The organism is Stenotrophomonas sp. Steno-Z10-HUANG (assembly GCF_056393075.1).
The window spans coordinates 269,559-294,568 of the sequence record NZ_JBWJPA010000001.1; the positions used below are offsets into that span (position 1 = coordinate 269,559).

Annotated in this window: 26 protein-coding genes; 8 read left to right on the top strand and 18 right to left on the bottom strand. The window is 70.4% G+C overall.

The features are described from left to right. Window positions 1-3: 3 nt before the first annotated feature. The 5 genes from AC06E6_RS01230 to AC06E6_RS01250 all read right to left on the bottom strand — a co-directional run bounded on the left by AC06E6_RS01230 (window position 4) and on the right by AC06E6_RS01250 (window position 6,009). A complete protein-coding gene (locus AC06E6_RS01230) occupies window positions 4-1,362 on the bottom strand; it encodes a peptidylprolyl isomerase (protein ID WP_240213221.1) in 1,359 nt (452 codons plus the stop codon). After that, window positions 1,359-3,791, bottom strand: a complete 2,433-nt coding sequence (gene lptD, locus AC06E6_RS01235) for an LPS-assembly protein LptD (protein ID WP_478060000.1) — start codon at window positions 3,789-3,791, stop codon at window positions 1,359-1,361. Before lptD ends, AC06E6_RS01230 begins: the two co-directional genes overlap by 4 nt. A gap of 99 nt (window positions 3,792-3,890) precedes the next feature. Further along, complete coding sequence (locus tag AC06E6_RS01240; protein WP_478060002.1) at window positions 3,891-4,808, bottom strand: histone deacetylase family protein; 918 nt, start codon at window positions 4,806-4,808, stop codon at window positions 3,891-3,893. A 51-nt stretch (window positions 4,809-4,859) separates the two neighbouring features. Continuing rightward, window positions 4,860-5,414 (bottom strand): cob(I)yrinic acid a,c-diamide adenosyltransferase, encoded by a 555-nt coding sequence (locus AC06E6_RS01245; protein WP_104940265.1) that lies wholly within the window; start codon window positions 5,412-5,414, stop codon window positions 4,860-4,862. A gap of 13 nt (window positions 5,415-5,427) precedes the next feature. Beyond that, on the bottom strand, window positions 5,428-6,009 hold the full coding sequence (locus AC06E6_RS01250; protein WP_478060003.1) for a hypothetical protein: 582 nt from the start codon (window positions 6,007-6,009) through the stop codon (window positions 5,428-5,430). Between the two features lie 117 nt (window positions 6,010-6,126). Here AC06E6_RS01250 and ubiH point away from each other — a divergent pair, with 117 nt between their 5' ends. Beyond that, window positions 6,127-7,338, top strand: a complete 1,212-nt coding sequence (ubiH, locus tag AC06E6_RS01255; RefSeq protein WP_478060005.1) for a 2-octaprenyl-6-methoxyphenyl hydroxylase — start codon at window positions 6,127-6,129, stop codon at window positions 7,336-7,338. Then, a complete protein-coding gene (locus tag AC06E6_RS01260) occupies window positions 7,335-8,513 on the top strand; it encodes a UbiH/UbiF family hydroxylase (RefSeq protein ID WP_161613841.1) in 1,179 nt (392 codons plus the stop codon). Before ubiH ends, AC06E6_RS01260 begins: the two co-directional genes overlap by 4 nt. Window positions 8,514-8,622: 109 nt before the next feature. Here AC06E6_RS01260 and AC06E6_RS01265 read toward each other — a convergent pair whose 3' ends face one another. The 7 genes from AC06E6_RS01265 to AC06E6_RS01295 all read right to left on the bottom strand — a co-directional run bounded on the left by AC06E6_RS01265 (window position 8,623) and on the right by AC06E6_RS01295 (window position 15,114). Further along, window positions 8,623-8,991 (bottom strand): EF-hand domain-containing protein, encoded by a 369-nt coding sequence (locus AC06E6_RS01265; protein WP_478060008.1) that lies wholly within the window; start codon window positions 8,989-8,991, stop codon window positions 8,623-8,625. A gap of 85 nt (window positions 8,992-9,076) precedes the next feature. Beyond that, on the bottom strand, window positions 9,077-9,388 hold the full coding sequence (locus tag AC06E6_RS01270) for an EF-hand domain-containing protein (protein ID WP_478060009.1): 312 nt from the start codon (window positions 9,386-9,388) through the stop codon (window positions 9,077-9,079). 116 nt (window positions 9,389-9,504) lie between these two features. Further along, on the bottom strand, window positions 9,505-10,227 hold the full coding sequence (locus AC06E6_RS01275; protein ID WP_478060011.1) for a hypothetical protein: 723 nt from the start codon (window positions 10,225-10,227) through the stop codon (window positions 9,505-9,507). A gap of 80 nt (window positions 10,228-10,307) precedes the next feature. Continuing rightward, the gene (locus tag AC06E6_RS01280) at window positions 10,308-11,219 is read right to left on the bottom strand and encodes an SMP-30/gluconolactonase/LRE family protein (protein WP_478060013.1); all 912 of its coding nucleotides are present in this window, start codon (window positions 11,217-11,219) and stop codon (window positions 10,308-10,310) included. A 147-nt stretch (window positions 11,220-11,366) separates the two neighbouring features. Continuing rightward, window positions 11,367-12,416 carry a 23S rRNA (cytidine(2498)-2'-O)-methyltransferase RlmM gene (gene rlmM, locus AC06E6_RS01285; RefSeq protein ID WP_478060015.1) on the bottom strand — a complete coding sequence of 350 codons (1,050 nt, stop codon included), beginning with the start codon at window positions 12,414-12,416 and terminating at the stop codon, window positions 11,367-11,369. 255 nt (window positions 12,417-12,671) lie between these two features. Continuing rightward, window positions 12,672-13,232, bottom strand: coding sequence for a nucleoside deaminase (locus AC06E6_RS01290; RefSeq protein WP_104939546.1), 561 nt, complete (start codon window positions 13,230-13,232; stop codon window positions 12,672-12,674). 130 nt (window positions 13,233-13,362) lie between these two features. After that, window positions 13,363-15,114, bottom strand: a complete 1,752-nt coding sequence (locus tag AC06E6_RS01295) for a glutamine--tRNA ligase/YqeY domain fusion protein (RefSeq protein ID WP_104939545.1) — start codon at window positions 15,112-15,114, stop codon at window positions 13,363-13,365. A gap of 99 nt (window positions 15,115-15,213) precedes the next feature. Here AC06E6_RS01295 and AC06E6_RS01300 point away from each other — a divergent pair, with 99 nt between their 5' ends. The 4 genes from AC06E6_RS01300 to AC06E6_RS01315 are packed head-to-tail and all read left to right on the top strand — an operon-like array spanning window position 15,214 to window position 17,370. Next, entirely contained in the window at window positions 15,214-15,882 is a 669-nt protein-coding gene (locus AC06E6_RS01300) for a glutathione S-transferase (protein WP_478060016.1), read from the top strand. Window positions 15,883-15,907: 25 nt separating this feature from the next. Continuing rightward, the gene (locus AC06E6_RS01305; protein ID WP_104939543.1) at window positions 15,908-16,174 is read left to right on the top strand and encodes a putative signal transducing protein; all 267 of its coding nucleotides are present in this window, start codon (window positions 15,908-15,910) and stop codon (window positions 16,172-16,174) included. A gap of 10 nt (window positions 16,175-16,184) precedes the next feature. Then, window positions 16,185-16,856, top strand: coding sequence for a peptide-methionine (S)-S-oxide reductase MsrA (gene msrA / locus AC06E6_RS01310; RefSeq protein WP_478060019.1), 672 nt, complete (start codon window positions 16,185-16,187; stop codon window positions 16,854-16,856). 1 nt (window position 16,857) lies between these two features. Continuing rightward, a complete protein-coding gene (locus AC06E6_RS01315; protein ID WP_478060020.1) occupies window positions 16,858-17,370 on the top strand; it encodes a flavodoxin family protein in 513 nt (170 codons plus the stop codon). A gap of 314 nt (window positions 17,371-17,684) precedes the next feature. On the opposite strand, the gene AC06E6_RS01320 is transcribed toward AC06E6_RS01315, so the two are convergent. The 5 genes from AC06E6_RS01320 to ahpC all read right to left on the bottom strand — a co-directional run bounded on the left by AC06E6_RS01320 (window position 17,685) and on the right by ahpC (window position 23,029). Next, complete coding sequence (locus tag AC06E6_RS01320) at window positions 17,685-18,644, bottom strand: transaldolase (protein WP_478060022.1); 960 nt, start codon at window positions 18,642-18,644, stop codon at window positions 17,685-17,687. 34 nt (window positions 18,645-18,678) lie between these two features. Continuing rightward, on the bottom strand, window positions 18,679-19,104 hold the full coding sequence (gene rnk / locus AC06E6_RS01325) for a nucleoside diphosphate kinase regulator (protein ID WP_054667508.1): 426 nt from the start codon (window positions 19,102-19,104) through the stop codon (window positions 18,679-18,681). A gap of 334 nt (window positions 19,105-19,438) precedes the next feature. Beyond that, window positions 19,439-20,344 (bottom strand): LysR substrate-binding domain-containing protein, encoded by a 906-nt coding sequence (locus tag AC06E6_RS01330; protein ID WP_161615264.1) that lies wholly within the window; start codon window positions 20,342-20,344, stop codon window positions 19,439-19,441. A 305-nt stretch (window positions 20,345-20,649) separates the two neighbouring features. Continuing rightward, window positions 20,650-22,242, bottom strand: coding sequence for an alkyl hydroperoxide reductase subunit F (ahpF, locus tag AC06E6_RS01335; RefSeq protein ID WP_104939539.1), 1,593 nt, complete (start codon window positions 22,240-22,242; stop codon window positions 20,650-20,652). Window positions 22,243-22,465: 223 nt separating this feature from the next. After that, window positions 22,466-23,029: an alkyl hydroperoxide reductase subunit C gene (gene ahpC, locus AC06E6_RS01340; RefSeq protein ID WP_478060024.1), complete on the bottom strand. Its 564-nt coding sequence runs from the start codon at window positions 23,027-23,029 to the stop codon at window positions 22,466-22,468. 305 nt (window positions 23,030-23,334) lie between these two features. Between ahpC and prmC the strand changes: the two genes are divergently transcribed. Both prmC and AC06E6_RS01350 read left to right on the top strand, forming a co-directional pair. After that, window positions 23,335-24,183: a peptide chain release factor N(5)-glutamine methyltransferase gene (gene prmC / locus AC06E6_RS01345; protein ID WP_478060026.1), complete on the top strand. Its 849-nt coding sequence runs from the start codon at window positions 23,335-23,337 to the stop codon at window positions 24,181-24,183. A gap of 114 nt (window positions 24,184-24,297) precedes the next feature. Next, on the top strand, window positions 24,298-24,519 hold the full coding sequence (locus tag AC06E6_RS01350) for a SymE family type I addiction module toxin (protein WP_478060027.1): 222 nt from the start codon (window positions 24,298-24,300) through the stop codon (window positions 24,517-24,519). Window positions 24,520-24,643: 124 nt separating this feature from the next. Here AC06E6_RS01350 and AC06E6_RS01355 read toward each other — a convergent pair whose 3' ends face one another. Continuing rightward, a complete protein-coding gene (locus tag AC06E6_RS01355) occupies window positions 24,644-25,003 on the bottom strand; it encodes a hypothetical protein (protein WP_478060029.1) in 360 nt (119 codons plus the stop codon). Window positions 25,004-25,010 lie beyond the last annotated feature (7 nt).

Consider the following 25,010-nt stretch of genomic DNA (forward strand, 5'->3'; position numbering starts at 1 on the left):
GGATCAGGGCTTGGCCGGTTCGGACGCGCCGGCGTCCGGCCCGGCGGTGCCCTCGGCGCGGTCGCCGGTGCGGAAGCTGACGTAGGCGTCGCCACGCAGCTCCTGCAGGAAACGGTTGTACTCGTCGTCCAGCTTGCGGCGGCCGATCTGGTCGCGGATCTGCGCGCGCTTGTTGTCGTCGGTCACGTCGGTCTGGCGGGTGGCCACGCGCTGCACGATGTGCCAGCCGGCATCGGTGCGGAACGGCGCGGTGACGCCACCGTCCTGCACGCTCTCGACCTGGCGGCCGAAGTCCGGGCCGAACGCATCGGCCGGGAACCAGCCCAGGTCGCCGCCCTGGCCGCGGCTGTTGGCGTCGTCGGACGATTCCTTGGCCACGGCCTGGAAGTCGGCGCCGCCGGCGATGCGCGCGCGCAGGGTCTCGATCTTCGCCTTGGCCGCGGCGTCGTCCACCTGGTCGGTCACGCGCACCAGGATGTGGCGGGCGTGGTACTCGGTGACGGTATGGGTGCCGGCGGCGTTGTCGCTGTCGCGCACTTCCACCAGCTTCAGCAGCTGGAAGCCGCTGGGGCCGCGGATCGGGCCGATCACGTCGCCGGCCTTCATCGCCTTGATCTGCGCGGAGAACGCGTTGGGGATCTCGTCCAGGCTGCGCCAGCCCAGGTCGCCGCCTTCCAGCGCGTTGGGGCTGTCGGAATAGCGCACCGCGGCGGCGGCGAAGTCCAGTTCGCCCTTGCCGATCAGGTTCTTGATGCCGTCGATCTTGCTCTGGCCGGTGGCGATCTGCTCGGCGCTGGCGCCGTCGGGCAGCGCCACCAGGATGTGCGCCAGGTGGTACTGCATGCCGCCGGCGTTCTGCTGCGCCAGGGCCGCGTCCACCTCGCCCTCGCTGACGCTGATGCGGCTCTGCGCGAAGCTCTGGCGCAGGCGCTGGGTGATGATTTCCTCGCGTACCGAACTGCGGAAGTCGTCGAAGCCGATGCCGTCCTGGGCCAGGCGCTGGCGCAGGCCGTCCACGTTGGTGCCGTTCTGCTGGGCGATGCTGGCGATGGCCTGGTTCAGTTCCTCGCCGCTGACCCGGATGCCGCTGCTCTCGGCACGGGCCACCTGCAGCTTGACCAGCACCAGGCGCTCGAGCACCTGGCGTTCAAGCACGCCCTGCGGCGGCAGCTGGTGCTCGCGGCCGGCGTATTGCGCCTTGATGTTGTTGATCGCGCGCTGCAGTTCGCTCTGCAGGATCACGTCCTCGTCGACGACGGCGGCGATGCGGTCCAGCGGCTGCGTCTGCTGCGCGGCGGCCGGTGCGGACACGCCGGCAAGCGCCAGCAGGGTGGCGAGGACTGCGGATAGGGTCTTGGTCATGGAATCAGGTTCGGATCGTAGTCGTCGTCGTTCGCCTCGATGTTGCTGGGCGGAACGAGGTACAGGTCGTCTCGGTTGTAGCCGAGAATAGCACGGCGCAAGGTGCGGTCCGTGTCCTGCCCGACCGAGCTCAGGCCCTTGAGCACGAACTCGACCTGCAGGGAATTGTTCATGTCGCCCTCGCGGTTGCGCACATAGCGGCGGGCCAGCGCGCGCACCGCCAGGCAGCAGCTGTCCCACTGCACGCCACCGATGATTTCCAGCGGCTTGTTGTCGAGCATCGAGTAGTAATAGCGGCCGACGATGCTCCAGCGCGGGTTGATCGGGTACAGGAACGACAGGTCGGCCTGCTTGAGCTGGTCGACGTTGGTGCTGGGGTTGCGGCGGTAGCGGTAGGTCAGGTTGACCACGCCGTCGCCGGGCATCAGGTAGCGGGCGCGGACGCTGGCCAGGTCTTCCTTGCGGTATTTCGGGTTCCACTGGTAGGTGCTGCCCAGGGTCCAGCGGTCGTTGATCGCCCAGTTCACGTCGGCGACCCAGGCCGAGTTGCCCTGCTGGACGATGGCATCGCCGCTGCCGAGGGTGGTCCTGGAGTCATCGAAGTAGGAGATCTGGCCGATGCTGGCCGACAGCTTCTCGCGGCCGTCGGCCTGGCGGATCAGGCGCGTGGTCAAGGCCGTGGTCAGCTGGTTGGCGTCGTTCTGGCGGTCGGCGCCGGTAAAGCGCGAATCGCGGAACAGCTGGCCCCAGCTGAAGGTGAAGGCGCGGGTGTCGAACAGCGGCAGGTCGCGCTGGTCGCGGTACGGGGTGTTCAGGTAGAACAGCCGCGGCTCCAGCGTATGCAGGTAGGACTTGCCGCCGATCTCGGTCTCGCGGTCGAAGAACAGGCCCATGTCCAGGCTGGCGATGGGCAGGCTGCGGTGCGGGGTGGTATTGCCGCGCAGCTGCTCCGGCGTGGCGGTGGCCGGGTCGATGCCGTCGGCCACCAGCTGGTTGCGGCGGATGCTGTCGGCCAGGCCGCGGTCCAGGTCGTAGGCGGTGTAGCGCCAGGCCAGGGTCGGGGTGATGTACCACGCCGCACCGGCCAGCGGCATCGACACGTAGGGCTTGATGTCCAGGCGCGAGCCGCCGTCCACCCGGGTCAGGCTGCCGTCGCGCACGTACTCGCCGTCGACGATGGCCTTGCCGTGGATGTCATCGTGGGTGAAACGCACCGCCTCGGCGTAGACGCCGGTTTCCAGCCAGCGGCCGAAGCTGTCGTCCCAGGTGCCGAACAGGCGCGGCTGGCGGCTGTAGGGCAGGGCGGCCTCGGTCAGGGTGTAGTCGGTCAGCTGCCAGTGGTCGGCCATCAGCCCGGCGGTCCAGGTGCGCCCGGTGCCGTACAGGCCGGCGGTGCTCTGCAGGTTGGAGGCGGTCACCCCGAGCAGGCGGTTGGCGAAATCCTCCATGTAGCGCTCGTCGCTGACCCAGGCCAGGTTGGCGCGCGCCTGCCAGTGCCGGTCCACGTTGTGGTAGCCGTTGTAGGCGATCTTGCCGCGCTCCCGGTCGCGCAGCGAATCATGCGGCATCCATTCGGTGTCCAGCTGGCCGCGGCCACCGCCGTAGAGGTAGCGGAACTCGTTGTCCAGCATCAGCCCGCGCCGGCTCATCCAGCGGGGGGTCAGGGTGTCGTCGTAGTTCGGCGCCAGGTTGAAATAGATCGGCTGCGCGTAGTCGAAGCCGTTGCGCCCGGACAGGCTCAGCTTGGGATAGAGCAGCCCGGTCAGGCGCCGGTCGTCGATCGGGAACTTGAACCACGGCATGTACATCACCGGCACCTTGCCGACGCGCAGCACCGCGTTGCGGGCGGTGCCGAAGCCTTCGTCGTTGTCCACCTCGATCTGCGGCGCGGCCAGTTTCCACACCGGCTGCGACGGATCGCAGGTGGTGTAGGTGGAGCGGTGCATCTGCCCCACCGAGCCCTGCAGGTCGATGGAGTCGGCGCTGCCGTTGCCGCGGCGCGAGACCAGCTGGTACCTGATGTCGCTGATCTTGTGGCTGTCGGTTTCCTGGTTGCCCTCGGCGCGCTTGGCGGTCAGGCGGATCGACGAGTCCGAATAGCGCACGTTGCCGTCGGCGATGTAGTTGCCGGTCTCGGTGTCGAAGCGCAGGTTGTCGGCGCCCATGAACTGGTCGCCGCGCTTGAGCGCGACGTTGCCCTGGTACTGGGGGATGACGCTGGTGCCGGAGAGCTGGTCGCCCTCGATGTCGGTGGGCAGCTGGTCGCGGGTGGCGGCCGCGGCCGGGTCGGCCTTGGGCGCCTCGTCGAACGCCGGCAGCACGTCGGTGGCCGGGCACAGGTTCCAGTTCACCGGCTTCTCGCTGGCCATCGCCGACAGTGCGAAGGCGACGCTCAGGGGCAGGGGAAGCAGGCGGAGGGCTGGGCGCACGCGGATCGGATTCAGTGAAAACGGCCGCTAGCTTGCCGCATCGCCTGCATGGGGGCAATGAAGACCGGCCCTGGCCGCCGGACGGGGTTCATGCGTCCGTCACCGGGAGAGCAGGGCGCCGACATGGGCCACGCTGCATTCGGCCAGGGCCTGCAGGTCGTAGCCGCCCTCGAGCATGGAGACCAGGCGGCCGTCGGCATGGCGGTCGGCCAGCGCCGCCAGCTCGGCGGTCAGCCAGCCGAAGTCCTCGGTCTCGACCATCAGGTCGGCCTGCGGGTCGTGCAGGTGGGCGTCGAAGCCGGCCGACACGAACAGCAGCTGCGGGCGGAAGGCGTCCACCAGCGGCAGCAGTTCGTCGGCCCAGGTATTGCGGAAGCGGAATCCGCCGCTGCCCGGCGGCAGCAGGATGTTGCAGACATTGCCCACGCCGCGCTCGCGCATGTTGCCCGAATACGGGAACAGGCCGGACTCGTGGCTGCTGTAGTAGGCCACCCGCGGGTCGGTCTCGAAGATGGCCTGGGTGCCGTTGCCGTGGTGGACGTCGAAATCGACGATGGCGACCCGTTCCAGCCCGTGCACGTCGCGGGCGTAGGCCGCGGCCACGGCGATGTTGTTGAACAGGCAGAAGCCCATCGCGGTGTCGGCGGTGGCGTGGTGCCCGGGTGGGCGCACCGCGCAGAACGCGCGCCGCCCGGGCCCGCGCATCACCGCGTCGACCGCGGCCACGCCGGCGCCGGCGGCATGCAGTGCGGCGCTGGCCGAGCCCGGCGAGGTGAAGGTATCCAGGTCGATCCGCCGCAGCGGCGCGGTCTGCGCCTGCAGCATGTCGTCGATCAGCTCGCGGGTGTGGACCCGCGCCAGTTCGCCGAGCTTGGCCGGCGGCGCCTGGCGCCAGTCCAGCTGCTCCGGGAACGCCTGGCGCAGCGCGTCGAGCACCGCGCGCAGCCGTTCCGGCGATTCGGGATGGTCGGGGCCGGGGTCATGGCCCAGGCAGGCCGTGTGGGTGAATACGAGCATGCCCGGCACTGTAACCGGCCGCGCCCGGGCGTGCGCGGCCCGCGGGGGGAATCAGGCGCGCCGGCGCTCGTGGTTCCACAGCACTTCGCCGTGGCCGTCGGCCCGCGCCAGCACCCGCGCCAGCACGAACAGCAGGTCGGACAGGCGGTTCAGGTAACGCACCGCCTCGCCGCGCACCGCCTCGACCCGGGCCAGGGCCACCGCCTCGCGCTCGGCACGGCGCACGATGGTGCGGGCCAGGTGGCAGCGCGCGGCCGCCTCGCCGCCGGCCGGCAGGATGAAATCCTTCAGCGGCGGCAGGTCGTCGTTGTAGCGGTCCAGGTGCCGTTCCAGCGCGTCGATGTCGGCGCCCTGGATCGCGGCATGGCCGGGAATGCACAGTTCGCCGCCGAGGTCGAACAGCTGGTGCTGGATGGTGGTCAACAGCGCGCGCACGTCGTCCGGCAGCGTGACCGCCAGCAGCACGCCGATGGCCGAGTTGGCCTCGTCCACGGTGCCGTAGGCATTGACCCGCAGCGAGTCCTTGCCGGTGCGGCTGCCGTCGCCCAGCCCGGTCGTGCCGTCGTCGCCGGTGCGGGTATAGATTTTGGAGAGCCGGTTGCCCATGGTGCGCGGCCGCTCAGTGCGCGATGCGGTCGGCGGCCGCCTGGCGCGCGAACGCCTCGGCGGCAACCTGGGCCAGCGCGGCCATGCCGGTGTACAGGGCCGCGGTACGCATGTACGGCAGCAGCCAGTCGGTGTAGTTCTTGAACCAGCCGGCCACGGTCGGCTCGGCGACGACTTCGCTGGTCCAGTAGAAACCGCCCTGCGCGAACAGGTGGCACACCACCACCGCGCCGACCAGGCTGGCGGCGAACAGGCCCAGCGCACGCCAACTGGCGCCGGTGTAGGCGTGGCGCAGCAGCATGCCGCCGGCCCACATCGCGAAATAGGCCGGGACCAGCGCCCAGTAGCCGGCCGACACGCAGTAGTGCGCCCAGAAATCCATGCCCTGGCCGCTGATCACCGCCCAGTCGATCGCCACCGCCAGCGCCATCAGCAGCGGGAACGCCCAGCGGGTCCAGCCGCGCAGGTAGAAGCCGCCGATGAAGAACACCGCCCAGGACGCGTCCGGGATCGGCGCGAAATGGTTGATGCGGGTGCCGACCATCAGCAGCACGAGCAGGGTCAGGACGAAGGTGCGTTGGACGTTGGCGGTCATGGTGATGAGGGATCTGGCGGAATCAGGCCGCCATTCTAGCCGCAGTCGCGCCACGGCCGCGGGTGCGGCGCGGCAACGCGGCGGCGTTCGCGCTGGCCGAGCCATTATCATGGCGGCATGAGCGACCTTCATGATGTGGTGATCGTCGGTGGCGGACTGGTCGGTGCCAGCCTGGCCATCGCCCTGGACCGGCTGGGGCTGGACGTGGCGCTGGTGGAAGCGACCCCGGCCGGGGCGCTGCCGGCGGTGTTCGACCAGCGCAACCTCAGCTTCGCCGCGGCCACGGTCAACGCGCTCACCGCGCTGGGGGTGATGCAGCGCCTGCAGGGCCCGCCCGGCCCGATCCGCCGCATCCACGTCAGCCGCGCCGGCGATTTCGGCCGCGTGTTGCTGGATGCCGGCGACTACGGCCGCGACGCCTTCGGCCAGGTGGTGGTGGCGCGCGATTTCGGCCACGCGCTGGAAGCGCGCCTGGGCGACCTGCAGCGGCTGGCCCGCTACCGCCCGGCCACGTTCGTCGGCCTGGGCGACTGCGTCGATGGCCGCCGCCAGGTGCGCATCGCCGACGCCGCGGGCGAGCGCAGCCTGCGCGCGCGGCTGGTGGTCGGCGCCGACGGCACCCGCAGCGCGGTGCGCCAGGCGCTGGGCATCGACGCCAGCGAACACGATTACCTGCAGACCCTGCTGGTGGCGCGGGTGCGCGCCGCCCGGGCACCGGACGGCACCGCCTGGGAGCGCTTCACCGACACCGGCCCGACCGCGCTGCTGCCGCGTGGCGACCGCCATTACGGCCTGGTCCATGGGGTGGCCCGCGCGGAGGCCGAGGCGGTGCTGGCGCTGGACGATGCCGCCTGGCTGGCGCGTGTGCAGGCGGTACTGGGCTGGCGCGCCGGGCGGCTGCTGGAAAGCGGCCCGCGCAGCGCCTACCCGCTGGTCCAGGTGCTGGCCCGGCAACTGGTCGGCGAACGCGCGCTGCTGCTGGGCAACGCCGCGCAGACCATCCATCCGCTGGGTGCGCAGGGCTTCAATCTCGGCCTGCGCGACGCGCTGACCCTGGCTGAGCTGATCGGCGATGCCGCGTGCGACCCGGGCGCCGACGCCCTGCTGCGGGCCTACGTGCAGCGCCGCGCGCCCGACCGCGAGCAGACCCTGGCCTTTTCCGACGGGCTGGCGCGGCTGACCGGCAACCCGGCGCCGCTGCTGCGGCCGCTGCGCAGCCTCGGGCTGGTGGCCGCCGCGCAGGCCGCGCCGCTGCAGTCGTTCCTGGTCGGTGGCGCGATGGGCTTCCGCGGGCAGGTGCCCGCACTGTGCAGGAGCCAGGTGCAATGAGCCGGCGTGGTGGATTGGATGCGGTGGTGGTCGGTGCGGGCGTGGTCGGCAGCACCTGCGCGCTGGCGCTGGCGCGCGAAGGCCTGCAGGTGGCGCTGGTGGAAGGGCGCGCGCCGGCGCCGTGGTCGGCGCAGCGGCCGGACCTGCGCGTGTTCGCCTTCGCCCACGACAACGCGGCACTGCTGGAATCGCTCGGGGTATGGCCACAGGTGGCGCAGGCGCGGGCGCACCCCTACCTGCGCATGCGGGTGTGGGATGCGGCCGGTGGCGGTGAACTGGCCTTCGATGCCGACACCCTGGGCCGCCGCGAGCTGGGCTGGATCGTCGAGAACGGGCTGCTGGTGGACCGGCTGTGGGCGGCACTGCCCGGCGCCGGCGTGCAGCTGCATTGCCCGGCGCGGGTCGAGGCGATGGAACAGGACGAACGCGGCGTGCGCCTGCGCCTGGACGATGGCCGCCGGGTCGATGCGGCGGTGGCCATCGCCGCCGATGGCGGCGAATCCACCCTGCGCGCGCTGGCCGGGCTGGAGGTATCGCGCCACGACTACGGCCAGCGCGGCGTGGTCGGCTACGTCGACAGCGCGCGCGGCAACGAAGCCACCGCCTGGCAGCGTTTCCTCGATACCGGCCCGCTGGCGGTGCTGCCGGTGGACACGCACCGCAGTTCCATCGTCTGGACCCTGCCCGACGCCGAGGCCGAGCGGGTGCTGGCGCTGGACGACGACGCCTTCGGCCGCGAACTGACCAACGCCTTCGCCGGCCGCCTGGGGCCGATGCGCCCGGTCTCGCCGCGCGTGGCCTTCCCGCTGCGCCGGCAGCTGGCCAGCGACTATGTCGCCGGCCGCGTGCTGGTGCTGGGTGACGCCGCGCACGTGGTGCACCCGCTGGCCGGGCAGGGTGTCAACCTCGGCCTGCGCGACGTGGCCGCGCTGCGCGCCCTGGTGCACGACGCGCACCAGCGCCGCGCCGACTGGACCGCGCCGCACCGGCTGCGGCGCTGGGCGCGGGTCCGGCGCAGCGACAACACCGTGGCCGCGCATGGCTTCGACGCGATCAACCGGGTGTTCTCCAACGACGAGATGCACCTGACCCTGGCGCGCGGCGCGCTGCTCGGCCTGGCCGGGCGCATGCCGCCGCTGCTGTCGCTGTTCTGGAAGCGCGCCTCGGGGCTGTGACGGCGCGCTCTCCCGGACGAGCGCACTTGCAGGAACGCACTGCAGTGGGCGACGGGGCCGTACTCGGAAAGCCCCGTGCGGGGCAAGCCCCGCACCTACGGGTTGCGTGTCAATCCAGCAGCCAGCCGGCCAGCTGTTCGCGCGCCAGTTTCCCGCGCCGGGCGCTGTCCAGCGCCGTGAACTCGTCGGCCAGGGCCGGGTTGGCCCGTGCTTCCTCGCGGCTGATGAAGCCATCGCCGTCCACGTCCAGCGCGTCGAAATCGATGCGGTAGTTGCCGGCCACGCTGTCCGGCTGGATCGAACGCACGATCACCGTGGCCTGGCCGGGTTCGCCCGGCAGCCGCACCTGGTGGGTGACCGCGCCGCTGGCCAGTGGCTGCGCGCGCACCGGCGCCGGGGCCACCGGCAATGGCGCGGTGACGGCACCGTCGCGTGGCGCGGTCTGTGCCGGCGCGGGCGCGGCGGCGATTGCGGCCAACAGCAGGACAACGGGGGGCAGGCAGGGACGGAGCACGGCAGACCTCGCATACGGACGACGGGATTCGCCTGCGGCCCGCGCGGCCTCACTTCTTCATCCACCCCTCCAGCTGCGCCCTGCTCAGGCGGCCGCTGCGGTGGCTGTCGAGCGCAGCGAACTCGCGCGCGAGCGTGGGGTTGGCCTGGGCTTCCTGGCGGCTGATGTAGCCGTCGTGGTCGCGGTCGAGCGTGGCGAAGTCGATATGGTAGTCGCCGCGGACCGAATCCGGTTCCTCCGAGGTCACCGTGACCGGCGTGCCCTTGTCGGTGAAGGTGGCCTTGCCGGTTTCCTGGGCCAGTGCCGGCGCACTGGCCGCGCACAGCAGCAGCGCGGGAAGCAGCGGGCGGAAAATGTTCATGGGCGCACTCCAGTGAGGGAAAACACGCCCCCGATGCTTGGCCCGCCCCCGTTAAACCGGCCGCAAGAACCCATGCAGGCCGGCTGAATGTTGCCGCCGGTTCAGCGCCGGCCGCCTCAGCCGGGAATGAACGGGAACGCCAGCTTCAGCAGGCCCTTCAAGCCGCCTTCGACGGTGGAGCTGACCGCCTTGGCGCCCAGGCTGTTCAGCGCCCGCCGCACGTCGTCCCAGCGCAGCTGCGCCACGTCCTTCTTCAGCAGGTCGGCCACTTCCTCCGAGGTGGGGGCCAGCTTCTTCAGCGCCGCCACCGTCGCCTGTGGGTCGGGCTGCAGGTAGCCCCAGCGCTCGGCGATCTTCAGCAGCGTGTCGAAGCGCACCGCCACCACCTCGCGGTTGCGCTCGTAGACCGGCAGCGCGCCGACTTCCAGAATCGCCTGCTCGAAGCGCTGGGCGTCGTCGGGGTGCTCGATGCGCACGGCCAGGAAGCCGTCCTTGCGGCTGCGCTCGCTCACGTGCTTGGCCCCGGCGCGCAGGTTGGCTTCGGTCAGCACGGTCGCGGCGATGCGCTGCAGCGCGGCGTCGGCGTCCTCGGGCACCAGCGCGCGCCAGCGCGCGTAGCCGTCGCGGCGCAGGCCCTTGACCTTGGCCGGCGTCACCCGCAGCTGCAGCGCCACGCTGGCGTTGGAGGCGCCGCGGTCGATCGCGCCGTCGCGTTCGAGCAGCACGAAGATCAACAGCTCCAGGTCGCGCTTGGTCAGCGACTGGAACCCCTGCAGCAGGGTCAGGCGCAGGAATTCATTGCCGAAACCGGCCGGGTCCTTCAGTTCGATGGCATGCATGCGTGTCCTCCCAAGGGTGACAGCATGCCCGATCGCGGTTGCGTGGAATGAGACGCCGCGCGGCGGTCGCCGTTTCCGGCTCAGCGCCCGTATTCACGCCCCGGGCGGTCGGCGCGGAAGGTCTCGATGCCGCCGCGGTCCTGCAGGGTCACGTACACCTGCCGGCCGTCGCTGCCGCCGAAGGCCAGGTTGGTCGGCTTGCGGCCCTTGAGCGGCACCTCGCGCAGCAGCTGGCCGTCGGGCGAGACGATGGCGATGACCCCGGCGCCGTAGCGGGCGATGTACAGGTTGCCGTCGGCGTCGCAGCGCATGCCATCCAGGCCGTGGTCGTCGAAGCGCAGCAGCAGGCGCTTGTTCGACAGCGCGCCGGCGGCATCGCGGTCGTACACCCAGACATTGCGCTGCACGCTTTCGTTGACGTACAGGCGGCGGCCGTCGGGGCTGACCTCGATGCCGTTGGTGGTGCCCATGCCGGATTCGAGCCGCCGCGCGCGGCCGTCGCGGTCGATGCGCCACAGCTGGCCGTTGTCCGGGTTGGCCCAGTCCGGGTCGCTCGCATACAGCGTGCCGTCCGGTGCCAGCGCGATGTCGTTGGGCTGGTGCGCGCCGTGCAGGCGCGCGAACACCGACACCGCGCGGGTGCCCGGATCGACGCGCAGCACGGCGTGGCTGGTGTAGTCGGCCACCCACATCGTGCCGTCGGCGGCGAAGCGGATGCCGTTGCCGACGCTGCCGTCGGGCAGGGTGAGGAACAGTTCGGCGCTGCCGTCCGCATCGACCCGGCCGATGGTGCCGTCGCGGCCGAAATTGACCACGTACAGGGCGCCGTCCGGGCCGGTGGCCGGGCCTTCGATGCCGGCGCTGAACACGCCGTCGCCGACATGGTCGCGGGCGACGAAATCGGGCGCGGCGACGGCGTTGCCGCACACCGCCAGGCACAGCGCGACGACAGGGCGCAACAGGACGTGGCGGACGATGGCGGCGCTCTCCATGCGGGGAAGGCTCGCAGTGTGCCAGAGCCGCGCCATGGGAATGGCTGCTGGTTGCGAAAGCAACGACGTACCGCCGCAGGTGCGGGGCTTGCCCCGCACGCGGCCTTCCCGGCAATGCGCCGTGCGGGGCGAGCCCCGCACCTGCGATCAGCCGCGCGCCGGGATCGCCAGCACGGTGATCTCCTCGCGGTCGTGGTACAGCTGCTTGGCACGCACGGTCAGCGGCCGCCCGGCCTGCGCGGCGAACAGGTCCAGGCACAGGCGGGTCTCGTCCCAGCGCTTCTTCATCGGCAGTTTCAGGTTGAAGATCGCGTGCCGGCACCAGCCTTCGCGCAGCCAGGTGGCCATGCGCTCGGCCACCCGTCGCGGCTGCTCGACCATGTCGCAGACCATCCAGTCCAGCGGCGTTTCCGGCTGCCAGTGGAAGCCGTCGGCGCGCAGGTGGTCGACCAGCCCGGTATCGAGCACGTGCTGGCGCAGCGGGCCGTTGTCGATGCTGGTGACGTGCAGGTGCTGGCGGGTCAGCACCCAGGTCCAGCCGCCGGGCGCGGCGCCCAGGTCGGCCGCGCGCATGCCCGGCTTGACCAGCGCTTCGCGTTCCTCGGGCGTGAGCAGGGTCAGCAGTGCCTCGTCCAGCTTCAGCGCCGAGCGCGAGGGCGCTTCGGGCAGCAGCTTCAGCCGCGGGATGCCCAGCGCCCACGGCGCGCTGTCGCGGGTGTCGGCGACGCCGATGAAGGCATGGGTGCCATCGACGAACACCACGTGCAGCCGCGGCAGCCGGGTGTTGTCCTTGTCGGTGAGCAGCCCGGCCTCGCGCAGCGCCGGGCGCAGCGCGTTGCCGAAACTGCGTGCCAACCCGGCCAGCGGCTTGCCGGCGTCCGAGTCGGGGTGTTCCACCCACAGCTCGCCGAAGCGCGGCTGGCCCTGCAGTGCGGCGATGATCGGGCTGATGCGGTCGGCCGGGTCCAGCTGCGGCAGTTCGGCCAGCAGGCGCAGCTTCTGCCGCGCGAAGATCAGCCCGCGCCACGGCAGCGCGCGGTCGAGCGCGTCGGCGTCATCGCTGGCGAAGACCACGTAGCCGTCGTTGCGCCGCGTGCGCGCATAGCCGGCGATGCCGGCGTGGGCCGCGCGTTCGGTCAGTTCGGCGGCCAGTTCCGGCTCGAAGCCTTGGCGGCAGTAGCACAGCAGGCCGGTCATCGGGATTCCTTGGAGGTGGGGCGGAGCAGGGTGGGGAAGAGCGCGCCATAGGCTCGCACATGAGCGGATGCCGGGGCGGCCGGGCGCGCTGCGTGGTCCGCGGAACCGGGCGCAAGCGCCGCCGGCATCAAGCGGGTATCGCCTGTGCCCGCGTGTCGCGACCGCGCTGCGCCGTCAGGGTGCAGGCGCGGTCATCGGCCGCCGAACGGAAGGGGGCTGCCCACCCACCGCGGACGGTGGGCGCGGCCGTGCGCCTCAATAGCGCGCGCCGTCGCTGTGGCCGTAGTGGCGCAGCACCGCGCGCGCCGCATCGCGGTGCAGGCCCTGCACCACCTCGATCCCGCGCCGGTTCAGTTCGCCGACCCAGTCGGCCGGCAGCGGGCCCTCGTCGAATGCGGTCAGTTCCTCGACGTCGGCGGCGCTGGCGCCGATCAGCAGGCGGTCGATGCCGGCCCAGATGGTCGCGCCGTAGCACTGGCAGCACGGCTGCGAGGACGTGGCCAGGGTCACCGGCGACAGCACGTCGTTCAGCCGCGGGCTCTGCAGCCGCTGCTGCGCCAGCATGTAGGCCATGTTCTCGGCGTGCGCCAGCGAGGTGCAGTGCGGTACCACGCGGTTCACCGCCGCGGCGATGACGCGGTCGTCCGGGCCGAACACCACCGCGCCGAACGGGCCACCGGTTTCCGCATCCACGTTCAGCCGCGACAGCTCGACCGCCAGCGCGACCTTGGCGTCGTCGCCCGGATACACGCGGCGGGTGTCGACGACTTCGTGGATCCAGGCCGGGAGGGTCAGGTGGACTTGGGCGTAGAGCATTGGGCGAGGAGTAGGTGAAGAGGAGTGAGGAGAGAGAGAAGGCGGGGGAGCAAGGCGAGGGCGAGGAGCTGAAAACGCGGCAGGATCCGCTTCTTCTCACTCCTCACTCCTCTTCACTCACTCCTGCCCATCAGCCGGCCCAGGTGTCGCGCAGGGTCACGCTGCGGTTGAACACGGGCTTGTCCGCCGTGTGGTCGCGGCGGTCGGCGACGAAGTAGCCGGTACGCTCGAACTGGAACGACTGCTCCGGCACCGCGCTGGCCGCGGCCGGCTCGACGTAGCCGGTGACCACCCGGCGCGATTCCGGGTTCAGGTAGTCGCGGTAGCTCTTGCCGTCGGCTTCGTTGTCCGGGTCCGGCACCGAGAACAGGCGGTCGTACAGGCGGATTTCCGCTTCCACCGCGTGCCGCGCGCTGACCCAGTGGATGGTGCCCTTGACCTTGCGGTTGGCGCCTTCCATGCCCGGGCGCGATTCCGGGTCCAGCCAGCCGCGCAGCTCGACGATCTCGCCCGCGTCGTTCTTCACCACCTCGTCGACGCGGGCGATGCCGGCGCCGCGCAGGCGCACTTCGCCGCCCGGCACCAGCCGCTTCCAGCCCTTGGGCGGAACTTCGGCGAAGTCCTCGCGCTCGATCCACAGCTCGCGCGAGAACGGCACCTGGCGCTCGCCGAACGCTGCGTCCTTGGGGTGGTTGCTGAAGGTCAGCATTTCCTCGTGGCCTTCGGGCAGGTTGCCGAGCACCAGCTTCAGCGGCTCGATCACCGCCATGCGGCGCGGCGCGGCGCTGTCCAGGTCCTCGCGCAGCGCGCCTTCCAGCACGCTGAAATCGATCAGCGAGTTCTGCTTGGAAATGCCCACGCGCTCGGCGAACAGGCGCATCGCCGCCGGCGTGTAACCGCGCCGGCGCAGGCCCTGCAGGGTCGGCATGCGCGGGTCGTCCCAGCCATCCACCAGCTGCTCGGTGACCAGCGCCATCAGCTTGCGCTTGCTCATCACCGTGTAGTTGATGTTCAGCCGCGAGAACTCGATCTGGCGCGGCTTGGCCGCTTCGCGCGGCAGGCCCTTGTCCACCAGCGGCTGGGTCAGCGCCGGGTCGTGGGCGAAATCGACGTTGTCCACGCACCAGTCGTACAGCGGGCGGTGGTCCTCGAACTCCAGCGTGCACAGCGAATGGGTGATGCCTTCCAGCGCGTCGCCCAGCGCGTGCGCGTAGTCGTACATCGGGTAGATCGGCCAGGCGTTGCCGGTGTTCTGGTGCTCGACGTGCTTGATCCGGTAGATCGCCGGGTCGCGCAGGTTGATGTTGCCGCTGGCCATGTCGATCTTGGCGCGCAGGGTGCGGGTGCCGTCGGCGAACTCGCCGGCGCGCATGCGCGCGAACAGGTCCAGGTTCTCCTCGACGCTGCGCTCGCGGTAGGGCGAGGGGCGGCCCGGCTCGGTCAGGGTGCCGCGGTAGGCGCGCACTTCCTCGGCCGACAGGTCGCAGACATAGGCCTTGCCGTCGCGGATCAGCTTCTGCGCGCCCAGGTAGTAGGCCTCGAAGTAATCCGAGGCGTGGCGCAGCTCGTTCCACTCGAAGCCCAGCCAGCGCACGTCGTCCTGGATCGCGGCCACGTACTCGGGGTCTTCGCGCGCCGGGTTGGTGTCGTCGAAGCGCAGGTTGCACACCCCGCCGAACTCGCCGGCGATGCCAAAGTTCAGGCAGATCGACTTGGCGTGGCCGATGTGCAGGTAGCCGTTGGGCTCGGGCGGGAAGCGGGTCTTGATCGCGGTGTGCTTGCCGCTGGCCAGGTCCTCGCGGACGATCTGGCGGATGAAGTCCCGCTTCTCGGCGGGAGCCGTCTCCGGCGTGGCAGCAGCGGCAGGCGTGTTCTCGGACATGGGGGCGCAGGGTATTGAAATAGAACGCAAGTTTAGCCGAGCCGGGCGCCGGCTGCCGGACCGGCGCTATGCTGGGCGTCCCGCCCGCAGGTAGCGCCCATGCCCCGCCCCGTCCTGGTGATCGGCAACCGCAACTACTCCTCCTGGTCGCTGCGTCCCTGGCTGCTGCTGCGCCAGTTCGGCGTCGAATTCGACGAGGTGGTGCTGGCGCTGGACACGCCGGAGTTCGCCGCCCAGGCCCTGCGCCACTCGCCCACCGGCAAGGTGCCGGCGCTGCGCGATGGCGAGCTGGTGCTCTGGGATTCGCTGGCGATCTGCGAATACGCCAACGAGCGCTGGCTGGGTGGCCGCGGCTGGCCGGCCGAGCTGCCGCAGCGCGCGCTGGCCCGTGCCGCCGCGGCCGAAATGCACTCGGGTTTCGCTGCGCTGCGCACCCAGTTGCCGATGAACAGCCGGCGCCGGCCCGACGGCTACCGCTGGGACGCCGCCGCCCAGCGCGACATCGACCGGGTGCAGGCGCTGTGGCGTACGCTGCGCCGCGAACACGGTGCCGGCGGCGATTTCCTGTTCGGCGGCTTCGGCATCGTCGATGCCATGTTCGCGCCGGTGGCGATCCGCTTCGACGGCTATGGCGTGGCGCTGGACGACACCGCCGCGGCCTACCTGCAGGCGCTGTCCGCGCTGCCGGCACTGCAGCAGTGGCGCCAGGCGGCCGAACAGGAAAGCGCGCGCGTGGCCGCCACCGACGCCCTGTGCCGCCCGGGCTGAGCCCGCCCTTCCCGGAGACAACCCCATGCAACTGGTCTACCAGACAAACAACCTGTTCGACGCCCATCTGGTCAAGCACGCGCTGGAGGACGCGGGCATCCCGGCCTTCGTGTTCGGCGAATCGCTGCTGGGCGCCGGCGGCGAGCTGCCGCTGTTCGGGCTGCTGCGGGTCTGCGTGCCGGACGCGGCCAAACCCGAGGCCGACGACATCGTCGCCGCGCTGGGCTTGGACGACGCCGCGGCCGGCCCCATCTGTGACGATGAGCAAGCGCCGGGAATCCTGCCGGCCTGAGGAGCGGACCATGCTGGGTATCGGACACGGGCGGTTGGGCATCGGCGCGTTCAAGCAGCGCCTGCCGCGACCGGAAGAAGCGTTGCCGGGGCGCGAGGCGCCGTTGCCGCTGCACAACGTGCACTACGTCAACGGCCAGCCACTGCGTGGCGATTTCGCCGGGCTGGCCGTGCTGGACGTGGGCCTGGGCTGCTTCTGGGGCGCCGAACGCAAGTTCTGGCAGCTGCCGGGCGTGGTGACCACCGCGGTCGGCTACCAGGGCGGCGCCACCCCCAACCCCACCTACGAGGAAGTCTGTTCCGGGCTCACCGGCCACACCGAGGTGGTGCGGGTGGTGTTCGACCCGGCGCGGGTCGCGCTGGACACGGTGCTGCGCACCTTCTGGGAAAACCACGACCCCACCCAGGGCATGCGCCAGGGCAACGACACCGGCACCCAGTACCGCTCGGCGCTGTACTGCCACACGCAGGCGCAGTTCGATGCCGCCATCGCCAGCCGCGATGCCTACCAGCAGCGCCTGGGCGCGGTCGGCTACGCCGACATCACCACCGAGATCGTGTACCCGGCGCCGCCGTTCTACTACGCCGAGGACTACCACCAGCAGTACCTGGCCAAGAATCCGAACGGCTACTGCGGCATCGGCGGCACCGGGGTGAGTTGCCCGATCGGGCTGGACGCCTGAGGTGGCGGAGGCCGCGCCACGCCGGTTGCTGGTGGTGTGGCACGGCTTCACCGGCGCCACCCGGGCCATGGCCGGCGCGGTCGCCGAGGCGGCGCGCGAGGGGGGCGGCGACGCGCTGAACGTGCGCCTGCTGCGCGCGGCCGACGCCGCGGCCGACGACGTGCTGGGCGCCGATGCGGTGGTGTTCGCCACCCCGGAAACACTGGCCTCGATCAGTGGCGCGATGAAGGATTTCTTCGACCGCAGCTACTACCCGCTGCTGGGTCGCTGCGACGGCAAGCCGTACGCGCTGGTGGTCTGCGCCGGTTCGGACGGGCAGCCGACCATCGCCCAGCTGCGGCGCATCGCCACCGGCCTGCGCCTGCGCGAAGTGGCCGAACCGCTGTTGGTGCGCACCCATGCGCAGACGCCGGAAGCCATTGCCGCGCCCAAGATGCTGCCGCAGGCCGACCTGGCGCGCGGCCGCGAACTCGGCGCGCTGCTCGCGGCGGGGCTGGAACTGGGAATCTTCTGAGCCTGGATGCGGGGCTTGCCGCGCATGCACCTTCGCGGCCGGACATTCTTCGGGCATGGCCCGGGCGTCTGCAGGCGCGCACCTGGGGGCGCGGCCGGCCTTGCCGGCAAAGCCCCATCGCCCACGAAGGCGCACGCCTGCGTGGGGCCGCGGTTCAGCGCGACGGCGATGCGCTGCCGGCAGGGCGGGAGCCCGGGATCTTCTGCAGCCACCCGTTGCCGTAGATGCGGGGCTTGCCCCGCATGTGCATTGACACACCCGGGGCGTTGCCCGGTTGCCCGCAGGAGCGCACCCGGGTGCGCTCCTGCGAACGTTCAGCGGGCCAGTTCGTCGGCAATGCGCTGGCGCAGCGCCTGCAGGTCCTTGGCGAAAGCGTCGATGCCGGTGGCCAGCTTCTCGGTGGCCATCGGATCGGCGGCCATGTCCGCGTCGAACTTCGCCTGGTCGATCGGCGCGACGTCCACCGCCTCGGCGGCGCCCGGCACCAGCCTGCGCGGCAGCTCGCCCTGGTCGGCGTCGAGCTTTTCCAGCAGGTCCGGCGAGATGGTCAGGCGGTCGCAGCCGGCCAGCGCCTCGATCTGCGCGGTCGAGCGGAACGAGGCGCCCATCACCACCGTCGGCGAACCGCGGCGCTTGAACTCGGCGTACACCCCGCGCACGAACCGCACGCCCGGGTCCTGGTCGATGCTGGCTGGCGCCTGGCCATTAGCCACGTACCAGTCCAGGATGCGGCCCACGAACGGCGAGATCAGGAACGCGCCGGCTTCCGAACAGGCCAGCGCCTGGGTCGGGTTGAAGATCAGCGTCAGGTTGCAGTCGATGCCCTCGGCCTGCAGCACGCGGGTGGCTTCCACCCCGGCCCAGGTGGCGGCGATCTTGATCAGCACCTTGTCGCGCGGCACGCCGGCCGCTGCGTACATGGCGATGAACCGGCGCGCCTTGGCGATGGTTGCCTCGGTGTCGTGGGCCTGGTCGGCATCGACCTCGGTGGAAACGCGGCCCGGCACCAGCGCGGCCAGCATCGTGCCCACGCCGATGGTCAGGCGGTCGACCACGGCCCTGGCGACCTCGGCGCGGTCGCCGGGCTGGGCGCGGCCCCATTCCAGTTCGCGTTCGATCAGCCCGGCGTACACCGGCAGGTCCAGCGCCTTGCGCACCAGCGTCGGGTTGGTGGTGCAGTCGACCGGGCGCAGGCGCTTGATGGCGTCGTAGTCGCCGGTATCGGCGACCACGACGGACAGTTCACGCAGCTGGGCGAGCTTGGATCGGGTCATTGCAGGTTCCTGTTGCGGGGCCGGCGCACGGCGCTCAGCGGTGGAAATCGCCCGCGGCTTCGGGCTGGTAGTGGACGGCGGTCACGCGCAGGCGCAGCTGGCGGCCACCGGGGGCGGTCCAGTCGATGGTCTGGCCCACGGACAGGCCCAGCAGGGCGCTGCCCACCGGCGCCAGCACCGAGACGCGACCCTTGTCGAAATCCGCCTCGTGCGGATAGACCAGGGTCAGGGAATGCTGTTCGTCGTGCAGTTCGTCCACGCAGTCCACGCGCGAATGCATGGTGACGATGCCTGCGGGGATTTCCTCCGGCGGCAGCACCTGCGCGCGTTCGAGCTCCTGGGACAGGGCGACGGCGGCCGGGTGCCGGCTCAGGGCCGGGGAATCGAGCATGGCCTCGAGGCGGGCCATGTCACGGCTGGAGACGACGATCGATGGCGGCAGGCCGCTGTTGGTCGGCATGGAAAAAACTCCTGCAATTGTTGAGAGACATGCAAAAGGCGGCGCCAATGCGGCACCGCCCGGGGCCTATTGTGCGGGGATTGTGGAACGGATGCGACCCACCCCGATCATGGGGGCGGGGCGGCGGCGTTGCAATGCGCCGGCGGCCCCGGTTCAGGCGCGCGCAGGTGGCACGCGGGCACGCGGACGGGTGCGTTGCGGGCAGGGCTCCACACCGGGCGCAGCGCCGGATCCATGGCCCGGCGCGCCCCCGCGTGGCCTGGCGTGGCGGTAGCTGCCGGGCGCGCCCGGCACAGGCTTGCCGGGCCGCCGCGCCGCGCAGCCAGGCCGGCGCCTACAGGGCCAGCAGGTCCGGCGGCAGGCGCTGGAAAATGCCCGCCAACTGCTGCAGGAACTCGCTCATCGCCGAGCTGCGGCGCCAGACCATGGCAATGCGCCGGCTGGGCGCGTCGTCGCCGGCAAAGCCGAGCAGGCGGATGTTCTGCGAGCGCGCCACCGGCGGCTTCACCGCCAGCATCGGCAGCAGGGTGACGCCGACATCGGCCGCGACCATCTGCCGCAGCGTTTCCAGGCTGGTGGCCTGGAATTCGGATTTTTCCAGCGCCCCGGCCAGGTGGCAGACATCCAGCGCCTGGTCGCGCAGGCAGTGGCCGTCCTGCAGCAGCAGCAGGCGCTGGTCGGCCAGGTCGGCCATGCGCAGCGTGGCGTGCGCGGCCAGCGGGTGGCCTTCGGGCGCGGCCAGCACGAACGGCTCCTCGAACAGGAACTCGGCATGCAGCTGGTCGTCGTGCAGTGGCAGCGCCAGCAGCGCCGCATCGAGCTGGCCGTTGCGCAGTTGGGTCAACAGCACGTCGCTCTTTTCCTCCACCAGCAGCAGTTCCAGCTGCGGGAAGCGCGCGCGGATCGCCGGCACCACGTGCGGCAGCAGGTACGGCCCCAGCGTGGGGAAAATGCCCAGGCGCACGGTGCCGGCCTCCGGGTCGCGGCTGCGGCGCGCGGCCTCCTTCATCTGCTCGACCTCGGCCACGATGCCGCGCGCGCGCGCGGCGGCCTCGCGCCCGGCCGGGGTCAGCATCACCTTGCGCGGCGCGCGCTCCACCAGCGGCACGCCCAGCTCTTCCTCCAGCTTCTTGATCTGGGTGGACAGCGTGGGCTGGCTGACGAAACACGCCGCCGCCGCGCGGCCGAAGTGCTTGTGCTCGGCCAGCGCCACCAGGTACTTGAGGTCACGCAGGTTCATTCCGGCCTCCGAACGTTGTTGCCTGCTCCGTCGGCAGACAGCCTGGCAGGGCGGCCAGGCCGCACGGCAAAGCCGCCCGGAGGGTGCGGCACGGGGATGCGCCGCATGCAGGTGCCCCGCAGGGGCGGATGAGGGCAGGGGCACAGCGTCGTGCATGCAGACAGCACGGGGCGCTGCGCCTTGCCTTCACCCCGGCCTCCGCCCCGTGTCCCGGCCCCTGCGCTGGCGCAAGGGCGTTCGGCGGGCCGCGAAGCCGGGGTTCGCAAACCGCCCCTCTCACCGCAAAGCGGGAGGGGCGGTGAACATCAGGCGGTCTCCGCCACCGCCGGCGCCGGCTGCGGTGCCGACGTGCGGATCAGGTGGTCGAAGGCGCTCAGCGCCGCGGTGGAGCCGGCACCCATGGCAATGATGATCTGCTTGTACGGCACCGTGGTGCAGTCGCCGGCGGCGAACACGCCCGGCACGCTGGTCTGGCCGCGCTCGTCGATGACGATCTCGCCGCGCGGGCTCAGCTCCACCGTGCCACGCAGCCACTCGGTGTTCGGCAGCAGGCCGATCTGCACGAAGATGCCTTCCAGTTCCACCCGGTGCGAATCGCCGCCGACGCGGTCGGTGTACACCAGGCCGGTGACCTTCTGGCCGTCGCCCAGCACCTCGGTGGTCTGCGCGTTGAGCACCACGGTCACGTTCGGCAGGCTGTGCAGCTTGGCCTGCAGCACCTGGTCGGCGCGCAGCTTGCTGTCGAACTCGAACACGGTGACATGGCTGACGATGCCGGCCAGGTCGATGGCCGCCTCGACGCCGGAGTTGCCGCCGCCGATCACCGCCACGCGCTTGCCCTTGAACAGCGGGCCGTCGCAGTGCGGGCAGTAGGCCACGCCCTTGTTGCGGTACGCGTCCTCGCCGGGCACGTTCATCTGCCGCCAGCGCGCACCGGTGGACAGGATCACGCTCTTGGACTTCAGCGACGCGCCGTTCTCCAGCTCCACTTCCACCAGGCCATCGGCACCGGCCGGCACCAGCCGGGTGGCGCGCTGCAGGTTCATGATGTCCACCTCGTACTCGCGCACGTGCTGCTCCAGCGCCGCGGCCAGCTTCGGGCCTTCGGTGTACTGCACCGAAATGAAGTTCTCGATGGCCATGGTGTCCAGCACCTGGCCGCCGAAGCGCTCGGCCGCCACGCCGGTGCGGATGCCCTTGCGCGCGGCGTAGATCGCCGCGGCCGCGCCGGCCGGGCCACCGCCCACCACCAGCACGTCGAACGGGTCCTTGGCGGCGATCTTCGCCGCTTCGCGCCTGGCCGCGCCGGTGTCCAGCCGCGCCAGGATCTGCTCCAGGGTCATGCGCCCGGAGTCGAACATCTCACCGCCCTGGAACACCATCGGCACCGCCATCACCTGGCGCTGCTCCACTTCCTGCTGGAACGCGCCGCCCTCGATCACCGTGGTGCTGATCTTCGGGTTGACGATGGCCATCAGCGCCAGCGCCTGCACCACGTCCGGGCAGTTGTGGCAGGTCAGCGACATGTACACCTCGAAGGCGAACTCGCCGTCCACCGCCTTGATGCCGTCGATCACCTCCTGCGCCACCTTCGGCGGATGGCCGCCGGTCCACAGCAGGGTCAGCACCAGCGATTCGAATTCGTGGCCCAGCGGCAGGCCGGCAAAGCGCACGCCGTGGCTTTCGCCCTCGCGGGCAATCACGAACGACGGCCGGCGCGCATCGCTGCCCGTGGTGTCCAGGCTGATCTTGCCGTTGCCGGCGGCCACGATGTCCGCCAGCAGGCTGCGCATGTCGGTGCTGGCGGCGCTGTCGTCGAGCGAGGCGATCAGCCGCAGCGGCTGGCGCAGCAGGCCCATGTACTGCTGCAACTGGGTCTTGAGGGTGTCGTCGAGCACGGCGCAACTCCTTGTTCGAGGCAAAACGGGGGGAGGACGCGGTTGCCAGGGCAACCCGCCGGGAAAGTAGGGGTGAACCGAAGCCGCGCCTGGCGGGCAGAACCACGGGCTGGCGCGGCGCGGCTTCGGTTCACCCCCACACCCGCCGCAGGGCGGGGTGGGAGTGCAGGGAGCGGAACCTGGCTGCTACTGCCTGCTGGTTCCCTCCACCGGTTGCCGGCGCTTAGATCTTGCCGACCAGGTCCAGCGACGGGGTCAGGGTCTTCTCGCCTTCCTTCCACTTGGCCGGGCACACTTCGTTCGGGTGCGCGGCGGTGAACTGGGCGGCCTTCAGCTTGCGCAGGGTCTCGGACACGTCACGCGCGATCTCGTTGGAATGCACTTCCATGGTCTTGATCACGCCTTCCGGGTTGATCACGAAGGTGCCGCGCAGGGCCAGGCCTTCTTCCTGAATGTGCACGCCGAAGGCGTTGGTCAGCTGGTGGGTCGGGTCGCCGATCAGCGGGAACTTGGCCTTGCCCACGGCCGGCGAGGTCTCGTGCCACACCTTGTGCGAGAAGTGGGTGTCGGTGGTGACGATGTAGACCTCGGTGCCGGCCTTCTGGAACTCGGCGTAATGCTCGGCCGCGTCTTCGATCTCGGTCGGGCAATTGAAGGTGAAGGCCGCCGGCATGAAGATCAGCACCGACCACTTGCCCTTCAGGCTTTCCTCGGTGACTTCGATGAACTTGCCGTTGTGGAAGGCGTTGACCTTGAACGGCTGGACCTGGGTGTTGATAAGGGACATGGAACTTCCTCTTGGTTGAAGGGACGGGTGGTGAACCGTGGAGCACAGGCTAATAGGCAGTGCCTAATAAAACAAATGAATTGAATGCATCGCATCAATAGGTATTGGCTATTGATTCGGCCCCGGCAGCGGGCCCTCACCCCGATATCGGGCGCGTTTTACGGCTTTCCAAGCCAGCATCTGGCCCAAACCTGAACGGGCGGCATAGGCAGGCTCGATCCCGGGCCGGCGCCGCCGCGGTAGGCAGCGGCAGGCCGGGTGACTATCCTCCCGGTCCCGGAAACGTCCCGCGAAGAGGTAGTGAAGTGTCCACCCCCCAGGTTGCTGCGCTGTTGCGGGAAGGCGCCGCCCGGCTGCCCGGCGAGGACGCCCGGCACGAGGCCGAACAACTGCTGCTGCACGTGCTGGGCGTGGACCGCGCCTGGCTGTTCGCCCACGCCACCGACCCGGTGGACGACGACGCCCGCCAGCGCTTCGAACTGCTGCTGCAGCGCCGCGCCGAAGGCCACCCGCTGGCCTACCTCACCGGCCGCCGCGGCTTCTGGACCCTGGACCTGCAGGTCAACGTCGCCACCCTGATCCCGCGCCCGGAGACCGAGCTGCTGGTGGAACAGGCGCTGGCGCGGCTGCCGGCCGAGCACATGGCGCGCGTCGCCGACCTGGGCACCGGCAGCGGCGCCATCGCCCTGTCCATCGCCAGCGAACGCCCGCTGGCCACGGTGATGGCCACCGACCTGCTCGGCCCCACCCTGGCGGTGGCGGTGAAGAATGCCCAGGCCCACGGCCTGGACAACGTCTGGTTCCGCCGCGGCCACTGGTACGCCGCGCTGGGCGCGGACCGTTTCGACCTGATCGCCAGCAACCCGCCCTACATCGCCGCCGGCGACCCGCACCTGCAGCAGGGCGACCTGCGCTTCGAACCGCCCCCGGCCCTGGCCTCCGGCGCCGACGGCCTGGACGCCATCCGCGAAATCATCGCCGGCGCCCCCGACCACCTCGTCCCCGGCGGCTGGCTGCTGCTCGAACACGGCTGGGACCAAGGCCCGGCCATCCGCGCGCTGCTGGAGCAGGGCGGCTTCACCGAGGTGGAAACCGTGCAGGATCTGGAGCAGCGGGATCGGGTAACTCTGGGGCGGCTGCGGGGGATTTCCTGACGTTGACCTCACCTGGGTGCGGTGATCAGATCGGCACAGGTGCTCAACACACCTTTACTAGGCGGTCGCCGCGCCCGAAAGCCATGCGGCTCCATCCATGCCTAGGAGATCGCCATGACCGAGCAGGTCGAACCCCGGTTTACGTCGCGCATCCTGAAAGTCGGCTGCCAGTACTACGAGAGCCGAGCCAAGGAAAAGGACCGTCGCTTCAAGACCCGACAGGTGCCCTACCTGCGACTGTGCGGCGACTGGCTGGAGGCCGCAGGCCTCAAAGTCGGCCAGAACGCGCGGGTGATAGTCACTCGGCGTGGAATAGTGATTGCTGCTGACGAGTAGCCTTGCTTTTGATGCCATGGGCGGGCTAAGTCAGTCCATGGCATCTATTGACGTAAACCCAATGCCTGACGCTCGAATGAGGCAGCGCCGTGAAGAGGCGTCGGCTTGAATGAATTGTTAGACCTCATGTCCAGTAAGTGCTGGTGATGAGGTCATGAATAAACGCTGCTACCAAGATGGCAACCGCTAAAGCAACAGACCACAGCGCAACTCTGAGTAGGAACCTGTGAGATTTCCGACCGGATAGCCATGAGTCAATAGACAGGAGTGCGACAAGTAAAAATGCCGTCCCTGCAACCGCGAGAAGAACAATTGTGGAAATTGATGCAATTGCCGAAAAGCTCAGCTTTGTTCTTGACGTCAGTGAGAGAGCCGGAGCCAAGAGGGAAACAAGAACAACACTGGTGATGGTCGCGATGTCAGACAGGATCGATAGTCTCTTTGTCGAATCGCCATCCTTTAGATCTTTTATGAGGCTGCGCATGATTATC

What these genes read in the sequence shown, in the direction of transcription:
- ubiH (WP_478060005.1), top strand. Translation starts at nt 6,127, where the DNA reads ATGAGCGACCTTCATGATGTGGTGATCGTCGGTGGCGGACTGGTCGGT.
- msrA (WP_478060019.1), top strand. Translation starts at nt 16,185, where the DNA reads ATGCTGGGTATCGGACACGGGCGGTTGGGCATCGGCGCGTTCAAGCAG.
- AC06E6_RS01295 (WP_104939545.1), bottom strand. Translation starts at nt 15,114, where the DNA reads ATGTCCGAGAACACGCCTGCCGCTGCTGCCACGCCGGAGACGGCTCCC.
- AC06E6_RS01240 (WP_478060002.1), bottom strand. Translation starts at nt 4,808, where the DNA reads ATGCTCGTATTCACCCACACGGCCTGCCTGGGCCATGACCCCGGCCCC.
- AC06E6_RS01280 (WP_478060013.1), bottom strand. Translation starts at nt 11,219, where the DNA reads ATGGAGAGCGCCGCCATCGTCCGCCACGTCCTGTTGCGCCCTGTCGTC.
- AC06E6_RS01245 (WP_104940265.1), bottom strand. Translation starts at nt 5,414, where the DNA reads ATGGGCAACCGGCTCTCCAAAATCTATACCCGCACCGGCGACGACGGC.
- AC06E6_RS01275 (WP_478060011.1), bottom strand. Translation starts at nt 10,227, where the DNA reads ATGCATGCCATCGAACTGAAGGACCCGGCCGGTTTCGGCAATGAATTC.
- AC06E6_RS01330 (WP_161615264.1), bottom strand. Translation starts at nt 20,344, where the DNA reads ATGAACCTGCGTGACCTCAAGTACCTGGTGGCGCTGGCCGAGCACAAG.
- AC06E6_RS01305 (WP_104939543.1), top strand. Translation starts at nt 15,908, where the DNA reads ATGCAACTGGTCTACCAGACAAACAACCTGTTCGACGCCCATCTGGTC.
- AC06E6_RS01260 (WP_161613841.1), top strand. Translation starts at nt 7,335, where the DNA reads ATGAGCCGGCGTGGTGGATTGGATGCGGTGGTGGTCGGTGCGGGCGTG.
- AC06E6_RS01270 (WP_478060009.1), bottom strand. Translation starts at nt 9,388, where the DNA reads ATGAACATTTTCCGCCCGCTGCTTCCCGCGCTGCTGCTGTGCGCGGCC.
- AC06E6_RS01320 (WP_478060022.1), bottom strand. Translation starts at nt 18,644, where the DNA reads ATGACCCGATCCAAGCTCGCCCAGCTGCGTGAACTGTCCGTCGTGGTC.
- rlmM (WP_478060015.1), bottom strand. Translation starts at nt 12,416, where the DNA reads ATGACCGGCCTGCTGTGCTACTGCCGCCAAGGCTTCGAGCCGGAACTG.
- AC06E6_RS01250 (WP_478060003.1), bottom strand. Translation starts at nt 6,009, where the DNA reads ATGACCGCCAACGTCCAACGCACCTTCGTCCTGACCCTGCTCGTGCTG.
- AC06E6_RS01300 (WP_478060016.1), top strand. Translation starts at nt 15,214, where the DNA reads ATGCCCCGCCCCGTCCTGGTGATCGGCAACCGCAACTACTCCTCCTGG.
- AC06E6_RS01290 (WP_104939546.1), bottom strand. Translation starts at nt 13,232, where the DNA reads ATGCTCTACGCCCAAGTCCACCTGACCCTCCCGGCCTGGATCCACGAA.
- ahpC (WP_478060024.1), bottom strand. Translation starts at nt 23,029, where the DNA reads ATGTCCCTTATCAACACCCAGGTCCAGCCGTTCAAGGTCAACGCCTTC.
- AC06E6_RS01350 (WP_478060027.1), top strand. Translation starts at nt 24,298, where the DNA reads ATGACCGAGCAGGTCGAACCCCGGTTTACGTCGCGCATCCTGAAAGTC.
- AC06E6_RS01230 (WP_240213221.1), bottom strand. Translation starts at nt 1,362, where the DNA reads ATGACCAAGACCCTATCCGCAGTCCTCGCCACCCTGCTGGCGCTTGCC.
- AC06E6_RS01355 (WP_478060029.1), bottom strand. Translation starts at nt 25,003, where the DNA reads ATGCGCAGCCTCATAAAAGATCTAAAGGATGGCGATTCGACAAAGAGA.
- rnk (WP_054667508.1), bottom strand. Translation starts at nt 19,104, where the DNA reads ATGCCGACCAACAGCGGCCTGCCGCCATCGATCGTCGTCTCCAGCCGT.